Raw genomic sequence first — 15396 nt, forward strand, 5'->3', positions numbered from 1 at the left:
CATGGCCGACGCCGAAACCCCGACCGCCACCAAAGAACACAAGCTGCAGGTCGCCAATGCGCGCCCGGAGGATTCCGGTCGCGGCCTCGCCCGCATGTCCCGCGAGACTATGGGTGCGCTCGGCCTGACCGAGGGTGATGTTGTATCGATTACAGGCAAGCGCACGACGCCCGCACGCGCCGTGCTGCCCTATCAAGAGGATGAAGGGCTTGCGATCCTGCGCATCGACGGGTTGCAGCGCGCCAATGCCGGCGCGGGCTCGGGCGATTTCGTGACCGTGGCGAAAGCCGAATCGCAAGCCGCGAAGAAGGTCGTATTCGCGCCCGCGCAGCGCAATCTGCGTCTGCACGGCAATGCCGAGGCGCTGAAGCGCAGTTTCGGCATGAAGCCGCTGACCAAGGGCGATGTCGTCGCCACCGCGGGTCAGCGCCCGGTCGAACGCGGGGACATGCCGCAGCAGCTGCGCCAGATGATGAATGCGCCGGCCTATGCACTGCAGGAGGTCCGCCTTGTCGTTGCCGGTACGACGCCCAAGGGCATCGTCCATATCGACGAGAATACGGTCGTCGAACTCAAGGCCGAATATACCGAACCGACAGACGCGCGCCGCGCGGACGTCACCTATGACGATTTGGGCGGTCTGGGCGATACGATCGACCAGGTGCGCGAGATGGTCGAGCTGCCTTTGCGCTATCCCGAACTCTTCCAGCGGCTCGGCGTCGAACCGCCCAAGGGTGTGCTCCTTCATGGCCCGCCCGGCACGGGCAAGACCTTGCTCGCCCGCGCGGTCGCCAATGAGAGCGATGCCGAGTTTTTCCTTATCAACGGCCCGGAGATCATGGGCTCGGCCTATGGCGAGAGCGAGAAGAAACTGCGCGAGGTATTCGAGCAGGCAACCGCAGCGCAGCCCTCCATTGTGTTTATCGACGAGATCGACTCGATTACGCCCAAGCGGGACAAGGTGGCCGGCGAAGCCGAAAAGCGGCTCGTCGCCCAGCTGCTGACGCTGATGGACGGCCTCCAGAAGCGCGCGAACCTGATCGTCGTTGCGGCCACCAACCGGCCCGACGCAATCGACGAGGCGCTGCGACGACCCGGACGCTTCGACCGCGAGATCATCATCGGCGTGCCCGACGAAGCCGGCCGCCGCGAGATTCTCGCGATCCACACGCGCGGCATGCCGCTCGCCGAAGATGTCAGCCTGAAATCGCTGGCGCGGCAGACATATGGTTTCGTCGGCGCCGATCTTGGCGCGCTGACCCGGGAAGCGGCGATCGAGGCCGTGCGCCGGATCATGCCGAAGCTCAACCTCGAAGAGCGCACGGTTCCGACCGAAGTGCTCGACACGCTCTCGGTCGATCGATGCGATTTCGAGGAAGCGCTCAAACGCATCCAGCCCTCGGCGCTGCGCGAGGTGATGGTGCAGGCGCCCAATGTCGGCTGGGACGATATCGGGGGGCTCGACGAGGTACAGAAGCGGCTCAAAGAAGGCGTCGAACTGCCGCTCAAGGACCCGGACGCGTTCCGCCGGCTCGGTATCCGGCCGGCAAAAGGCTTCCTGCTTTATGGCCCGCCCGGCACCGGCAAGACCTTGCTCGCCAAGGCGACGGCGCATGAATCGAACGCCAATTTCATCGCGACCAAATCGTCCGATCTGCTCTCCAAATGGTATGGCGAGAGCGAGCAGCAGATCGCCCGGCTTTTCGCCCGCGCCCGGCAGGTCGCGCCCACGGTGATCTTTTTCGACGAGCTGGACAGTCTCGTGCCGGCCCGCGGCGGCGGCCTTGGCGAACCGCAGGTGACCGAGCGGATCGTCAACACGATCCTCGCGGAGATGGACGGGCTGGAAGAGCTGCAGTCCGTTGTCGTGATCGGCGCGACCAACCGGCCTAACCTTATCAACCCGGCGCTGATCCGGCCCGGCCGTTTCGACGAACTCATCTATGTGCCAGTGCCCGAAGCCTCTGGCAGACGGCGCATCTTGGCGATCCATACGGCAACCATGCCGCTTGCCGAGGATGTCGATCTCGATTCGCTGGCCGAGCGGACCGATCGCTTTACGGGCGCCGATCTCGAAGACCTGACGCGCCGCGCAGGCCTATACGCACTGCGGCGGTCGCGCGATTCGGAGACGGTCACCATGGCCGATTTCGAATTGGCCCTGGCCGATGCGCGGGCCAGTGTCACCAGCGAAATGGAACGCGAATATGAGGTGATGGCCGCAAAACTGAAACAGGATTCGCTGGCGATCAACCCGATCGGTTTCATCGCGCCCGGGATGCTGAACCCGGCAAACCAAGACAAGCACGACTAGCGTTTCTGTTTGTCAGACTCTCACATACGTTCGAGCGCGGCACCGGCCCGCACCCCCTCTCGGCCTCCCACAGGGTACACTTAATGGGAGGTCGGAAGGGGGAGCGGGCCGGTGCCGCGAACTTTCGCCAGAAAGTTTCTGACAGATAGCTAGCTAGTTTTCGAGCTTGAACGCCGCCCAGAGCGTCAAGAGCCCGAACAGGGCCGCGCAGACGAGAAATGGGAGCGGCATCGATATGCCGTAGATCAGCACGCCGATGGCCGGCGCGGCAATGAACGCCATGCCGTTTACCGATGCGACCATACCGGCCACCTGCCCCTGCTCGGCGCGGCTGACGGCGAGCGATGCGCCGCTCGTAAAGCCGGGACGGAAAAGGCCCATGCCGAGCGATGCGATCGCAAAGCCGAGCGTGATCCCGTGCAGCGTCGTGATGAATGCCATGATTACACAGCCAACCGCGCCGAGGATGAAGCCCCAGATCACGAGCCGTTTCGGCGGCACTTTCATCTGCGGGATCAGGCCCCATTGGGCGAGCAAAGTCGCCCCCGCCCCGGCCATCAGCACGATGCCGATCGCCTGCTGCGCCTCATTGAGCGGCACGGAGAGGCGGTCGATCACCAGAAAGCCGATGACACCCAGAAACGCGGCATGGCCATGGCCGCCCAGCACACCGACGATCATCCACGGCAAAGTCCGCCGGTCGCGCCAGCGCAGCCGTTCGGCAAGCGCCCCGGTCTCCATATCATCATCGTCATCGTCGGTAGGCGCCGATGCGCCGGAGAGACCGCCGATCGAGGGTTCACTCGAAATGACGCCGCGCGCCTCATGACGCGGCATATCATTGGGCAGCAGCAGCGCGACCGCCAGCCAGACGAGACAGCCCAGCAGCGCGAAAACGATCAGTGGACCGGCCAGCCCGCCCGTGATCGGGAAGACGAAGGCCGGGGCCAGCGCCGGTCCGATAATCGTGCCGAGTCCGAAGGACGAGGCGATGATCGATAGCGCGGACGTGCGATTCTCGCGATCCGTACGGGCCGCGACATAGGCCTGGACGGCCGGCGGCGCGGCGGATCCGAAGCCGCCATAGAGACTGCGCGCTATCGCGAAGATCACGAAGGTTGTAGCCGGCAACAGCCATCCCGCGAGACCCATCCACAGGATGACCCCGCAGATCGCCATCGATGCGATGAAACCCACCGTGCCGAGCAGCATCAACGGCTTGCGTCCGCGGCGGTCCGACTGGCGCGCCCAATAGGGCGCGAGCAGCACCCAGAGCAGGGCCGACCAGGTATAGGCGAGCGATACCCAGAAATCGGGAATTTCCAGCGCCCGGCCGATCGTCGGCATGACCGACTGCATGGCCGTATTCCCCGCCGCCGCCGTCAGCATGACGAGGAAGAGGACCGCGAACCGGTCGCGGCGAATCTGGACGCTCGGCGAGCCCGCCATCAGGCTGATCTCCGGCCGGGACAAGCATAAAAATGGAGGTGATCGGCTGCGCGCATCCGGCTTCCCTTAACGGCAACCGCCACGGCGCGATAGTGACCAATGGCTTGCCATCCGGCTCCGCATTTGCGAACGCAGACGTAACAAAATTGCAAGCAATTGGAAACGAATGACCCACACAGCGTCCAATGTCGTCGAACGGAGAAGGCCGTCGCGCTCTCGCGGACCCGGACCGCTTGGTCTCTTCTTCAAGGGCTTTCTCAAACACCCGGTGATGGTGGGCTCCGTCATCCCGTCGTCAAAACGGCTGATCGAGAAGATGCTGGCGCCGGTCGATTGGGAGAATACCCGGCTGTTCGTCGAATATGGCCCGGGCGTGGGCACATTCTGCCGCCCGATCCTTGATCGGCTCGCGCCCGATGCAACGCTGATCGCGATCGATACCAATCCGGACTTCGTCGACTATCTCAAACGCGATATTCGCGATCCGCGCTTTCATGTCGTGCACGGCTCGGCCGTCGATGTGGAATCGATCATCGCCGATAAGGGTTTCGACAAAGCCGATTATGTCGTCTCCGGCCTGCCCTTTTCGACATTGCCCGACGGCGTCGGCGAGGAGATCGGTGCGGCGACAGGACGCGTTGTCCGCCCGGGCGGCGCCTTTCTCGTCTATCAGTTCTCGCCCAAATGCCGCGACTATATCGAACCCAATTTCGACCGGATCGATAAAGGCCGGGAGATCTGGAACATCCCGCCAGCCGTATTGTTCTGGGGATGGAAGGACGAGGCCTAAGGCCCGTTCCAGCCTCAGTGCGCTATTGCCCGTCGATGCCGAAGTTCAACCGGCGGGACACGTTATAATCGAGCACCGACATCAGGAAATAGGATATCCGGCCCTTGATCCGCCGCCACAGGGTCTGGCGGCGGGCATGCTTTTCCGGCGTGATACGGATGCTGTCGGCGATCTCGTTGTCGACCAACCGGCGCATCATATCGGCAAATCCGGCGTCGCGGATGCGAACCATGACCTCTAGGTTGAGATAGAGGCTGCGCACGTCGAAATTGGCCGAACCGATATAGACGATATCGTCCACGACATAGAGCTTCGTGTGGAGCATCATCGGCTGATATTCGTAGATCTCGACCTCGGGTAGCAAATGGCGATACCGGTTGCGCGCGGCGGCGATCGGAACGGCATTGTCGGACTTCGCGGCCGTGATAATGCGCGACCGTCCGTTTAGCGCGGCATGGCGGATCGGCCGCATCAGGGGCGCATAGGGCGCAAAATAGGCAGCCGCGATATCTATCCGGCTGGCCGCGCCGAAATCATTCTGAAGAGCCTGAGCCCAGGGGCTAAGCTCGCGGGTCGGCCCGCCGAGCAACAGGCGCACGGCCCCGTCCTGCTGATGATGACGGCGTAGGATTGCCCGCAACTCTTCCATCTCGGATTGCACGTTCATGGACCAGCGCAGAATATCGTCGAAATAGGCAGCGAGACACGCCGCAACCGGTCCCTCGACAGTCAGTCCGAGATCGCGCCAGCCATCTTCCGTGCCGTTGGCAACGAAATAGGATTGCTCCACGTTGAAACCGCCGATCAGCGCGGTTGCTTCGTCGGCGATCGCCATCTTCTGGTGGTTGCGCAGTAGATAGCGGCGGCTGCGCTTTGGTTCGTACCGGCAGAATGTGCAATCGCTTTCGACCAGCGGCGCGAAGAACGCATCGCCGGTTTTCGAACTGCCAAATCCGTCGACGAGCAGCGCCACGTCCACACCGCGTCTCTGCGCGGCGATCAGCGCATCGCGCACACGCGCGGACGCCGCATCGTCCACGAAGATATAGTAAAGCAGCCTGACGCTGCGCTGCGCGCCATCGATCAGCGCGATCAACGCCTCCAGCCGTTCCGGTCCATCGGCAAGCAGCCGGAAGCGATGCCCGTCTACGGGCGGCAAAGGATAGTCCGGGCTCTCTCGATCTGCCATGAAACCCGCTCTACGCCGCAACCTGCGGGCGCCGCAAGCCGCCGCGATTTCTTGACAATCGGCGGCCGCGTGCCTATTTCGCCGCTCTTCCCGTTTTGCTGATTAATGGAAACAAGCCATGGCGCGCGTAACCGTCGAAGATTGTGTCGACAAGGTCCCCAACCGTTTCGATCTCGTGCTGCTGTCCGCACAGCGCGCCCGTCAGATTTCGGGCGGCGCCGAGCTGACTCTGGACCGCGACCGTGACAAGAACCCGGTCGTCGCTCTGCGCGAAATCGCCGAGCAGACGGTCAAGCCCAAGCATCTGGAAGAAGCGCTTGTGCAGAGCCTGCAACGCGTGCAGATTGACGATGAGGAAGCACCCGACGAGGTCGGTTCGCTGTCCCAGTCCGCCGAGGCGCTGCGCCTGACCGCCTCCGCGCCGCCACGCAACACCAACGTCGCGGCCGATTATGACGGCTGATCTTCGGACATATCGATAACGAAAAAGGCCCGCGCGATGCGGGCCTTTTCATATCTGCGCTAGATTTGCGCTCTATTCGGCGGCTTCCGCCACAACCTCGCTCTGATCGACCCAAAGCAGATCGTGCCAGTCGAGCGGCCGCCCGTCATGGGCATGGACGCGAATCTGCTGCACCGGCTGCCGATCGCGTTGGTCACACAGCACGGGGTTGGACGGCACGCCGATACCCCATTGTTCACCCCACTGCCTGAGCGCAATCATCGCGGGGAGCAAAGCCTCACCCTTCTCGGTCAGCTTATATTCGATCTTGCGACGGTCGTCGGCGCAAGGCTGGCGTTCGAGAATTTCGCTCTCGACGAGCCGGCCAAGCCGGTTGGCGAGAATGTTGCGCGCAATCCCCAGATTGGACTGCATTTCCTCAAAATGTTTCAGACCATTGAAACAGGCCCGAAGAATCATAAATGACCAGCGTTCGCCCATGGCCTGCAACGCGCAGGGGAGCCCGCATTCGTCATCGCCAATGTCGCCGAGTGGTTCTGTGAGTTTGCCCATGTCGTGATCAGCCTACTGCAAAAGTCCGGATTCGCAAAATTACTGCCTCAAACCGTTTTTAGTTGCAACTTAAAACTGGATCAACTAGGTAGTGATTCGCAACTTAAAGTGGAAGACCGAAAATCATGCAACAGTTTCTGATCGCGCTTGTCTCCTTCGTGAGCACCATGGCGCTGCTCGCGGTCGCTTCCGCATAGTTCGCACCTTCTTTCTAATCCCCTCCAATAGGAAGATCATTATCATGCAACGCTCCCTCTCCCTGATCCTCTCCCTGATGACCGTCGCCTTCCTGTTCACGGCGACCGGCGCGGAAGCGCGCACGCCCTATCAGGCAACGCTCGCCGAAGCGACCGACGAACGCGTGCTCGTTATCCGCAACGCTCCTTGGGTCTGCGACGGCACGGAATGCTCCACGGATGGCGCGCGCAGCCGCCCGGCCAATGTCTGCCACGCGTTCGTGCGCGAACTCGGCGCGGTCACTTCCTTCATCGTCGACAGCGAAGCGATGACCGAAGAAGAACTGGCGCGCTGCAACGAAGCCGCCGGCTAAGCTCCCCGCAACCGTTAAATCGGTTGCATTATTTCAGCACCCGGCCATTTTGGCCGGGTGCTGAGACAATATGAACTGATCGAGCGGGTCAAAAGTTACGACCCTGACGCGGACGAGGCGCTGATCAACCGCGCCTATGTCTTCTCGGTCAACGCCCATGGCACGCAGAAGCGCGCCTCGGGCGATCCCTATTTCAGCCATCCGATCGAAGTCGCCGGCATCCTGACCGATCTGCGGCTCGACGACGAAACCATCGCCACGGCGATCCTCCACGACACCATCGAAGACACGGTCGCGACCCAAGGCGAGATCGAAGATCTGTTCGGGGAAAATGTCGCGCGGCTCGTCGACGGTGTCACCAAGCTCTCAACCATCGAAGCCCAGTCCGATACCGAGCGGGCGGCCGAAAACTTGCGCAAATTCCTGCTCGCCATGTCGGGTGATATCCGGGTTCTGCTCGTCAAACTCGCCGACCGGCTCCACAATATGCGCACGCTCCACTTCATCAAGAAGGAGGAGAAGCGCCGCCGCATCGCCCGCGAGACGATGGATATCTACGCGCCGCTCGCCGAGCGGATCGGCATGTACGAGTTCATGAAGGAGATGCAGACGCTCGCCTTCCAGCATCTCGAGCCCGATGCCTATGAATCCATCTCGACCCGGCTGGAGCGGCTGCGCGAGGGCGAGGGCGCGGCGACGATCGAACGCATCGCCGAGGAATTGAAGCTCGTGCTCGGCAGCCATGGCGTCGATGCCGAAGTCACGGGTCGGGAGAAACATCCCTATTCGATATGGCGGAAAATGGCCGAGCGCCACGTCTCGTTCGAGACGCTGACCGATGTGATGGCGTTCCGCGCGATCGTACCCGATGTCGCGGCCTGCTACCAGGCGCTCGGCATTCTCCACGAAAAATGGCACATGGTGCCGGGCCGCTTCAAAGACTATATCTCGACGCCCAAGCGCAACGGCTATCGCTCGATCCATACGGCGGTCCAATATGGCGAGGACCGGCGCATCGAAATCCAGATCCGCAGCAAGGCGATGCACGAACAGGCGGAAAACGGCCTGGCCGCGCATTGGAGCTACAAACAGGGCGATCGCCCGGATGGGCAGGCGGCCTGGCTGCGCGATCTGATCGAGATTCTCGAGACGACCGAGAGCCCCGAAGAGCTACTCGAACATACGCGCATGGCGATGTATCAGGACCGCATCTTCGCCTTCACCCCGGCCGGCGAGCTGATCCAGCTCCCCAAGGGCGCAACCGTTGTCGATTTCGCCTTCGAAGTGCATACCGATCTCGGTAAACAGACGGTCGGCGCCAAGGTCAACGGCCGGGTCGTGCCGCTACGCACGCAGCTCGAAAATGGCGATCAGGTGCGCATCCTGCGCTCCGACAATCAGCATCCCGATCCCGGCTGGCTGAGCTTCGTCGTCACCGGCAAGGCGCGCGCGGCGATCCGCCGCTTCGTCCGGCAGAAGGAGAAAGAAGAGACGATCTCGCTCGGCCGCAAGCTGTTCGACCAGGTCGTCGCCCGTCTCCCCGCCCCGCTCGGCCGCGGTGCGACCAAGGCCGCGCTGAAGCGCTTGAAGCTCGCCAAAGAAGACGCGCTGATGGAGAAGATCGCGCGCAAGGAGATCGACGATCGCGCGCTGATGGAAGCGCTGATGCCGGGTATGGGCTCAGGCGATCTGCACAGCGCCGTGCCGCCCAAGGGTCAGGCGATCTCGATCAAAGGGCTGACCCCGGGCGTCGCTTTCCAGCTCGCCCAATGCTGCCACCCGATCCCGGGCGATCGGATCGTCGGCATAAGGCGCACGGGCGAGGATATCGAAATTCACACCATCGATTGCGAAACGCTCGCAGACGGTAACGACGCGGACTGGCTGGCCGTCAATTGGGGCGACGGGTCTGACGGCGGCACCGTGCCGATGCGAGTGGTCCTCAAGAACGAACCCGGCGCGCTCGCCGTGATGGCCGGCATATACGGCACGCACGGCGCCAACATTCTCAACGTAAAGCTCGAAAATCGCGACGGCAGCTTCCACAGCTTCTACGTCGATATCGAGGTCCACAACCGCGCCCACCTGATGCGCATCCTCGCGGCGCTACGTGCTGCGGATGTGGTGAGCCAGGCGGAGCGGGTTTAGTCCAACTGCCTCGACGTGAGGAGGCTTGGGTACCCGCCTGCAATCGGCTAGTCCGGCTCCATGACCCAATCATCCGATGATATGACCTATGGGCGCTACCTCGCGCTCGATCCGCTGCTCTCCGCCCAGCATCCGATTTCCGGGCGGCATGACGAGATGCTGTTTATCATCATCCACCAGACCAAGGAGCTCTGGCTCAAGCAGATTATTTTCGAGATGGAGCAGGCGCTGGCGCTGGTTCGCGAGGATGCGCTGGTGCCTGCGTACAAGGGACTGGCGCGGATCAGCCGGATCCAGGCGGTGATGACGTTGAGCTGGGACGTGCTCGCGACGATGACGCCGGCAGATTATACGCGCTTTCGCAATGTGCTCGGCACGAGTTCGGGCTTCCAGTCCGCCCAGTTCCGACAGGTCGAGTTCATGCTCGGCCTCAAGGATACCAGCCATCTCAAACATCAGGACGAAGACAGCCCGGAACAGCAGGCGATGCGCGCCGCGCTGAACGCGCCGAGCCTGTGGGACGAGGCCAACCGCGCGGCGGCGCGGGCGGGCCTGCCCATTCCGGACGATGTACTCGAACGCGACTGGACCACCGCCTATACGCCGAACGCGGCGGTCGAAGATGCCTGGGCGGCCGTGTATCGGGACACGGAGCGCTGGTGGGAACTCTACCAACTCGCCGAAAAACTCGTCGATATGGACGATGCCATGGCAAGCTGGCGACACAAACATGTGGTGACGGTCGAGCGCGTCATCGGCGGCAAACGGGGGACGGGCGGCACGGCTGGCGTGCCCTATCTGCAATCGACACTGTCGAAGCGCGCCTTTCCGGAGTTATGGAGCCTGAGGACGCAGCTTTGACCCGCGCCGTCATCGCGCTGCAACGCTGACAAGGGATAAGAAGCAAAAAAGAAAGGGATTCGCGATGACGATCATGATGGACAGACGGCTCTTGCTGCAGACCGGCCTTTTCGGGCTTGGCGCGCTCGCCACACCGGCAGGCGCGAGACTGATTTCGGCGCGCGGTTTCACCCATCAGGTTGCATCGGGCGAGCCATCGGCGGACTCGGTGCTGCTCTGGACGCGCTATGTCTCGGAAGGCGAACCCACATTGCGCGCGGAAGTCGCCGAAGACGCCGAGTTCGGCCGTATCGTCGGAAGCGGTGAGACTCCGGCACGTAATGCGCATGATTTCACGGCCAAGGTGACGGTAGACGGGCTCGCGCCCAATCGCTGGTATTTCTACCGCTTCGTTGCACCGGACGGCACAGCCTCGCCGATCGGCCGCACCCGCACCTTGCCCGACGGCCCGACCAGCCGGTTCCGGCTCGGTGTCTTTTCCTGCTCCAATTTCCGCTTCGGCCATTTCAACGCTTACGGCCATGCAGTCGCGCGCAACGATGTCGATCTGATGATCCATACCGGCGACTATTTCTACGAATATGAAATGGGGCGCTACCCGTCCGAGGAGCAGGCGCTCGCCGGGCGCGATCTGATGCCGTCCTACGAGACGCTGGTGCTGGCCGATTATTGGCTGCGCTATGCGACCTACCGCGCCGATCCCAATCTCGCGGCGCTGCATCGCCTCTATCCGATGGTCGCGCGCTGGGACGATCACGAGATCACCAACGACCCTTGGGTCGGCGGGGCGGAAAACCACCAGCCCGACGAGGGTGACTGGGAGGCGCGCAAGCGGATGGCCCTGCAAGCCTATCGGGACTGGATGCCCGTCTCCGACGCACCTTGGGACAGCTATCAGATCGGCGATCTGGCGACGATCATATTGCCCGAAACGCGGATCACGGCGCGCAGTCAACAGCTCGATTATGTCGCCGCAATCGGCGATGGCGGCGGCATGGCCAGCAACCTCGTGGCCTTTCGCGACGGGCCCTGGTCAGACGAAGCGCGGACGATCATGGGTGCGGAGCAGGAAGCCTGGGTCGGCGCGCAGATGGCCGCCTCGACCGCATCGGGCACACGCTGGCAGGTGCTCGCGCAGCAGGTCGTCATGGGCCGGACGCATTTCCCGCTGCCGCTGGCCGAAGAAATCGCGAACAGCGAGAACGAACTGGTACGGCAACGCGCAAACCTCTTCGCCGCCGCAACGCGCGCCGGCCTGCCGCTCAACCTCGATGCCTGGGACGGCTATCCGGCCGCCCGCGCGCGCCTCTTCCGCGCGGCGCAAGAGGCCGACGCCAATCTTTTGGTTCTCACCGGGGATACGCACAATGCCTGGGCCTATGACCTGCAACAGGATGGCGCGCCTGTCGGCGTCGAATTTGCGGGCCAGAGCGTCACGTCACCGGGTTTCGACGGTCTGCTACCCCAGATACCGCCTTCCGCATTGGCGCAGGCGATGGTGGAGGCGAGCCCGGACATGCGCTGGGCCGACACATCGCAGCGCGGTTATCTGACCGTCACGCTGACGCCGGAAGCCGCGCATGGAGAGTGGACGTTCATGGAAACGATCCGCGAGCGCTCCACGGCGGTCGCCGGGCGGCACATGATGCGCGCCGCCCATGGCGCGCGGATGCTGGATGCCTAGCGAATAACGCTAGTCCGAGGTCTGGATACCGCCCGTAAACAGTTCGTATCGCCGGCGCAGATGGTGGCTGACGACTTGCCCCATCACACGCTGCATCAATTGCTGCCGCGTCGGGATGCCGACCCGCGTATTGCCGATCAGCACGGCCACCGCATAGTTGCGCCCGTCTGGCGTCGTCAGAATGCCGACATCGTTGTAGCCCGCAACCATACCATTCAGATTCTGGCCGGTTCCCGTTTTGTGGCCGAACTGCCAGCCGCGCGGTACGCCGCCGCTCAGCCGTTGCGGCCCGGTGCGCGAGGCGCGCATCGTATCGATCATCAGACGCGTGGACTGTTCGGATAGCAGTTCGCCCTGCGCCAGCCGCGCCAGCGCCTCGACCATACCGTTGGCGGTCGCACCATCGACGGGATCGGCAAGATAGCGGTCCATCGCCGCCCGCCGGACGCTCTGCGCGAGATTGGAGCGGGCTGTATAGAAGGCGCGGCCGCGGGCCATGGCCTGCCGCCAGGTCAGCCCCGCGATCCCGGCCTGCAATTCGCGTTCGCCGGGTCCGAAGCGCAGGCCTTCGAGATTGTTCCGCGCGAAGAAAGCGCGCACCGCTTCCGGCCCGCCAGCGAGCCAGAGCAGACGGTCATTGGCGAGATTGTCGCTGCGCGTCATCGCCTGGACGAACAGTTCGCGGATCGGCGCGCGAAAGCCTGCATTGCCCATGCGCGAGAGCATCGGCTGGTGGAAGACGACCGCGTCCTCGGGTCGCACGCGCACCATGCGATCGAGCGACATTTCGCCGCGATCGACCTGGTCGAGCACGGTCATCGCGACCCAGGTCTTGCTGACGCTTTGCTGGGGCAACCAGCGCTCGCCGTTCCAGGATACGGTCCAGCCCTCTTCGATATCGCGTACCGCTATCCCGACTTCGCCGCTGAAATCCCGGCCCAATGCTTCGATGGAATCCGTGAGCTGGCGGGACGGCCCGCGCGGTACTTCAGCCCGGGTCGGCTGCCGCGTTTCGGCAGGGGGCGGGGCGACATAGGGCGTGTTCGACTGGGTGCTCTGGGCGGCAGCTTGAGGGATGATCCCGCCGCAACCCGCAACGGGCAGCGCAATCAGCCCTGCGACCAGGACACGCCGGCAAATGAATGATATTCGGGCGGAAAATTTCTGACGCATGGCGAACATTCCCTCGCAAATATTCGGCAAGCCCCCGCCCGCCGCTTGGCACCAGACTATAGGCCGCGCTTGCTTGCGCGCGAATGAGCGAAGCCCGCGCCCACCAACAACATGCCGCAAAGATGAGTCGGTTCGTCGTAATCACGCCGAAATTGACGGTGCGAGCGATCAGGACGGGTTGAGGGAACGCTGTCTCAGCAGTCCGAGAATATAGCGAGTATTGGCCATCGCATAATAAAGGTTGAGTATCGGCTCTGGAAAGCCGTTGGCCGAAGGTTTAACTGAAGGACATCACTTTCCTTCAGAGCCAGAGAGTCGCCTATGTCCGCCGATCCTATCGTCATTTCCGCCTATGCCCGCACGCCGATGGGTGGTTTCCAAGGCAGCCTGTCCGCCGTCGAAGCACCCGCGCTGGGTGCTACCGCCGTAAAAGCGGCAATCGAACGGGCCGGCGTCGATGGCGACGATGTCGAGCAGATTTTCATGGGCTGCGTACTGCCCGCCGGCCTCGGTCAAGCGCCGGCGCGCCAGGCCGGCATGGGTGCCGGGCTCCCGATCTCCACCGAAGCGACGACGGTCAACAAGATGTGCGGCAGCGGCATGCAGGCTGCTATCATGGCGCATGACGCCCTCAAGGCCGGCACCGCCGACATCATCGTCGCCGGCGGCATGGAGAGCATGACCAACGCGCCCTATCTCCTCAAAAAGCATCGCGGCGGCGCGCGGATCGGCCATGACGCGATCAAGGATTCCATGTTCCTCGACGGGCTCGAAGATGCCTATGAAGAGGGGCGTCTGATGGGCAGCTTCGCCGAGGAAGCCGCGCAGGAATATCAGTTCACCCGCGAACGGCAGGATGATTATGCGATCGAGAGCCTGTCGCGGGCCAATGCCGCGATCGAGAGCGGCGCTTTCGACGGGGAGGTAGTCGCGGTCGAGGTAAAAACGCGCAAGGGCAGCGAAACCGTCGACACCGACGAACAGCCCGGCAATGCCCGGCCCGACAAGATCCCGACGCTACGCCCCGCCTTCGCCAAGGATGGCACGGTGACGGCGGCCAACGCCTCCTCGATCTCCGATGGTGCGGCGGCGCTGGTACTCACGCGCGAGAGCGTCGCGAACGAGAAAGGCATGCCGATCAAGGCGCGGATTATCGCCCATGCCGCCCATGCGCACGAGCCCGGCAAGTTCACCTCGGCCCCGGTTCCGGCGATCCGCAAGGTGCTCGACAAGGCCGGCTGGAGCGTCGACGATGTCGATCTGTTCGAGGTCAACGAGGCCTTTGCCGTGGTCGCGATGATTGCGATGCAGGAACTCGGCATCCCGCACGACAAGATCAACGTGAATGGCGGCGCCTGCGCGCTCGGCCACCCGATCGGCGCGTCGGGCGCGCGGATCATGGCGACGCTGCTGAATGCGCTCGAGAAACGCGGCCTCAAGCGCGGCGTCGCAAGCCTGTGCATCGGCGGCGGCGAGGCGACTGCCGTGGCGGTGGAACTGGTCTAGTCCTCCACGCGAACGACACAACGCGTTCCCGAGACATGGCTGGCAAGCGCCTGCCAGCCTAAGGCCGTATCCGGCGCGCGGCGAACCATATTGGTGGAGGCATAGCTGTGATCGCACGGGCGGCCCTGCTCGTCCGTCCGTTCGCTCAGGCCTCGCCCCGTTACCATCACGAGGTCGGGCCCGAACCAGTCGATCCGGTCGACGATGTAACGGAAGTTGGTCGGGTTCCACTGGTTCTCGGCCACCCAGCCGATTTCCGCCGCGCGCTCGCTCGCCGATCCATCCGGCGCGATGTTGACGAAACCGGGCGCGAGATAGGCGGACAGGCCTTCGACATCCTGATTGCGGTAGAAGCCGGGCCAAGTCTCCGTCTTGATATGCCGCAGCTGCGCCTCGTCCGCAGCGCGGTCATTAGCAGCCGCCGGCGAAGCGACGATCAATGCCGACAACAGAGCGGCCCCGGTGATGATTTTCATATGCGCCTCCGCTTATCGTCGCATCACATCGGCTCGATGCGCGCTGCGACAACGCTATTCGACAAACACATCGCGATGGTCGACGAGGAGGCTGAGCGGAACCCCAAAAATGGTCAAGCCACCATGGAAAGCCCGGCCGGGTCGCATAAAACCGGGTCATCCCATGATGGCTTGTGCCGAACAAATTCGCGTGTTGCGCCCCTGTCCGGATGCCCCCTTATTGCCGAAAACCGATGAACCG

13 protein-coding genes are annotated in these 15396 nt (G+C 63.2%); 8 read left to right on the plus strand and 5 right to left on the minus strand.

The window, feature by feature from the left end:
* Nucleotide 1: 1 nt before the first annotated feature.
* Nucleotides 2–2314: a CDC48 family AAA ATPase gene (locus tag Q0974_RS03790; RefSeq protein WP_299322832.1), complete on the plus strand. Its 2313-nt coding sequence runs from the start codon at nt 2–4 to the stop codon at nt 2312–2314.
* Nucleotides 2315–2467: 153 nt separating this feature from the next.
* Here Q0974_RS03790 and Q0974_RS03795 read toward each other — a convergent pair whose 3' ends face one another.
* Entirely contained in the window at nt 2468–3763 is a 1296-nt protein-coding gene (locus Q0974_RS03795) for an MFS transporter (RefSeq protein WP_299322834.1), read from the minus strand.
* A 166-nt stretch (nt 3764–3929) separates the two neighbouring features.
* Between Q0974_RS03795 and Q0974_RS03800 the strand changes: the two genes are divergently transcribed.
* Nucleotides 3930–4553 carry a methyltransferase domain-containing protein gene (locus tag Q0974_RS03800; RefSeq protein ID WP_299322835.1) on the plus strand — a complete coding sequence of 208 codons (624 nt, stop codon included), beginning with the start codon at nt 3930–3932 and terminating at the stop codon, nt 4551–4553.
* 22 nt (nt 4554–4575) lie between these two features.
* Here the strand turns inward: Q0974_RS03800 and Q0974_RS03805 are convergent, their stop codons facing one another.
* Nucleotides 4576–5742 carry a phosphatidylserine/phosphatidylglycerophosphate/cardiolipin synthase family protein gene (locus Q0974_RS03805; RefSeq protein ID WP_299322837.1) on the minus strand — a complete coding sequence of 389 codons (1167 nt, stop codon included), beginning with the start codon at nt 5740–5742 and terminating at the stop codon, nt 4576–4578.
* 118 nt (nt 5743–5860) lie between these two features.
* Here Q0974_RS03805 and rpoZ point away from each other — a divergent pair, with 118 nt between their 5' ends.
* The gene (gene rpoZ, locus Q0974_RS03810; RefSeq protein ID WP_299322839.1) at nt 5861–6205 is read left to right on the plus strand and encodes a DNA-directed RNA polymerase subunit omega; all 345 of its coding nucleotides are present in this window, start codon (nt 5861–5863) and stop codon (nt 6203–6205) included.
* Nucleotides 6206–6277: 72 nt separating this feature from the next.
* Here the strand turns inward: rpoZ and Q0974_RS03815 are convergent, their stop codons facing one another.
* Entirely contained in the window at nt 6278–6757 is a 480-nt protein-coding gene (locus tag Q0974_RS03815) for a helix-turn-helix domain-containing protein (RefSeq protein WP_299322840.1), read from the minus strand.
* A 241-nt stretch (nt 6758–6998) separates the two neighbouring features.
* On the opposite strand from Q0974_RS03815, the gene Q0974_RS03820 reads away from it, so the two are divergent.
* The 4 genes from Q0974_RS03820 to Q0974_RS03835 all read left to right on the plus strand — a co-directional run bounded on the left by Q0974_RS03820 (nt 6999) and on the right by Q0974_RS03835 (nt 12000).
* The gene (locus Q0974_RS03820; protein WP_299322843.1) at nt 6999–7307 is read left to right on the plus strand and encodes a hypothetical protein; all 309 of its coding nucleotides are present in this window, start codon (nt 6999–7001) and stop codon (nt 7305–7307) included.
* A 57-nt stretch (nt 7308–7364) separates the two neighbouring features.
* Entirely contained in the window at nt 7365–9455 is a 2091-nt protein-coding gene (locus Q0974_RS03825; protein ID WP_299322845.1) for a bifunctional (p)ppGpp synthetase/guanosine-3',5'-bis(diphosphate) 3'-pyrophosphohydrolase, read from the plus strand.
* A gap of 60 nt (nt 9456–9515) precedes the next feature.
* Entirely contained in the window at nt 9516–10316 is an 801-nt protein-coding gene (locus tag Q0974_RS03830; protein ID WP_299322847.1) for a tryptophan 2,3-dioxygenase family protein, read from the plus strand.
* 64 nt (nt 10317–10380) lie between these two features.
* Nucleotides 10381–12000 (plus strand): alkaline phosphatase D family protein, encoded by a 1620-nt coding sequence (locus tag Q0974_RS03835; protein ID WP_299322849.1) that lies wholly within the window; start codon nt 10381–10383, stop codon nt 11998–12000.
* 9 nt (nt 12001–12009) lie between these two features.
* Here the strand turns inward: Q0974_RS03835 and Q0974_RS03840 are convergent, their stop codons facing one another.
* Nucleotides 12010–13173, minus strand: a complete 1164-nt coding sequence (locus tag Q0974_RS03840) for a serine hydrolase (RefSeq protein ID WP_299322850.1) — start codon at nt 13171–13173, stop codon at nt 12010–12012.
* Nucleotides 13174–13494: 321 nt separating this feature from the next.
* On the opposite strand from Q0974_RS03840, the gene Q0974_RS03845 reads away from it, so the two are divergent.
* A complete protein-coding gene (locus Q0974_RS03845) occupies nt 13495–14679 on the plus strand; it encodes an acetyl-CoA C-acyltransferase (RefSeq protein WP_299322851.1) in 1185 nt (394 codons plus the stop codon).
* On the opposite strand, the gene Q0974_RS03850 is transcribed toward Q0974_RS03845, so the two are convergent.
* Entirely contained in the window at nt 14676–15155 is a 480-nt protein-coding gene (locus Q0974_RS03850; RefSeq protein ID WP_299322854.1) for a DUF4440 domain-containing protein, read from the minus strand. The genes Q0974_RS03845 and Q0974_RS03850 overlap by 4 nt on opposite strands.
* Between the last annotated feature and the right edge of the window lie 241 nt (nt 15156–15396).

This window comes from Parasphingopyxis sp., assembly GCF_028279465.1.
Classification (GTDB): Bacteria; Pseudomonadota; Alphaproteobacteria; order Sphingomonadales; family Sphingomonadaceae; genus Parasphingopyxis.

What these genes read in the sequence shown, in the direction of transcription:
- Q0974_RS03835 (WP_299322849.1), top strand. Translation starts at nt 10,381, where the DNA reads ATGACGATCATGATGGACAGACGGCTCTTGCTGCAGACCGGCCTTTTC.
- Q0974_RS03800 (WP_299322835.1), top strand. Translation starts at nt 3,930, where the DNA reads ATGACCCACACAGCGTCCAATGTCGTCGAACGGAGAAGGCCGTCGCGC.
- Q0974_RS03805 (WP_299322837.1), bottom strand. Translation starts at nt 5,742, where the DNA reads ATGGCAGATCGAGAGAGCCCGGACTATCCTTTGCCGCCCGTAGACGGG.
- Q0974_RS03815 (WP_299322840.1), bottom strand. Translation starts at nt 6,757, where the DNA reads ATGGGCAAACTCACAGAACCACTCGGCGACATTGGCGATGACGAATGC.
- Q0974_RS03790 (WP_299322832.1), top strand. Translation starts at nt 2, where the DNA reads ATGGCCGACGCCGAAACCCCGACCGCCACCAAAGAACACAAGCTGCAG.
- Q0974_RS03795 (WP_299322834.1), bottom strand. Translation starts at nt 3,763, where the DNA reads ATGGCGGGCTCGCCGAGCGTCCAGATTCGCCGCGACCGGTTCGCGGTC.
- rpoZ (WP_299322839.1), top strand. Translation starts at nt 5,861, where the DNA reads ATGGCGCGCGTAACCGTCGAAGATTGTGTCGACAAGGTCCCCAACCGT.
- Q0974_RS03840 (WP_299322850.1), bottom strand. Translation starts at nt 13,173, where the DNA reads ATGCGTCAGAAATTTTCCGCCCGAATATCATTCATTTGCCGGCGTGTC.
- Q0974_RS03845 (WP_299322851.1), top strand. Translation starts at nt 13,495, where the DNA reads ATGTCCGCCGATCCTATCGTCATTTCCGCCTATGCCCGCACGCCGATG.
- Q0974_RS03820 (WP_299322843.1), top strand. Translation starts at nt 6,999, where the DNA reads ATGCAACGCTCCCTCTCCCTGATCCTCTCCCTGATGACCGTCGCCTTC.
- Q0974_RS03850 (WP_299322854.1), bottom strand. Translation starts at nt 15,155, where the DNA reads ATGAAAATCATCACCGGGGCCGCTCTGTTGTCGGCATTGATCGTCGCT.
- Q0974_RS03830 (WP_299322847.1), top strand. Translation starts at nt 9,516, where the DNA reads ATGACCCAATCATCCGATGATATGACCTATGGGCGCTACCTCGCGCTC.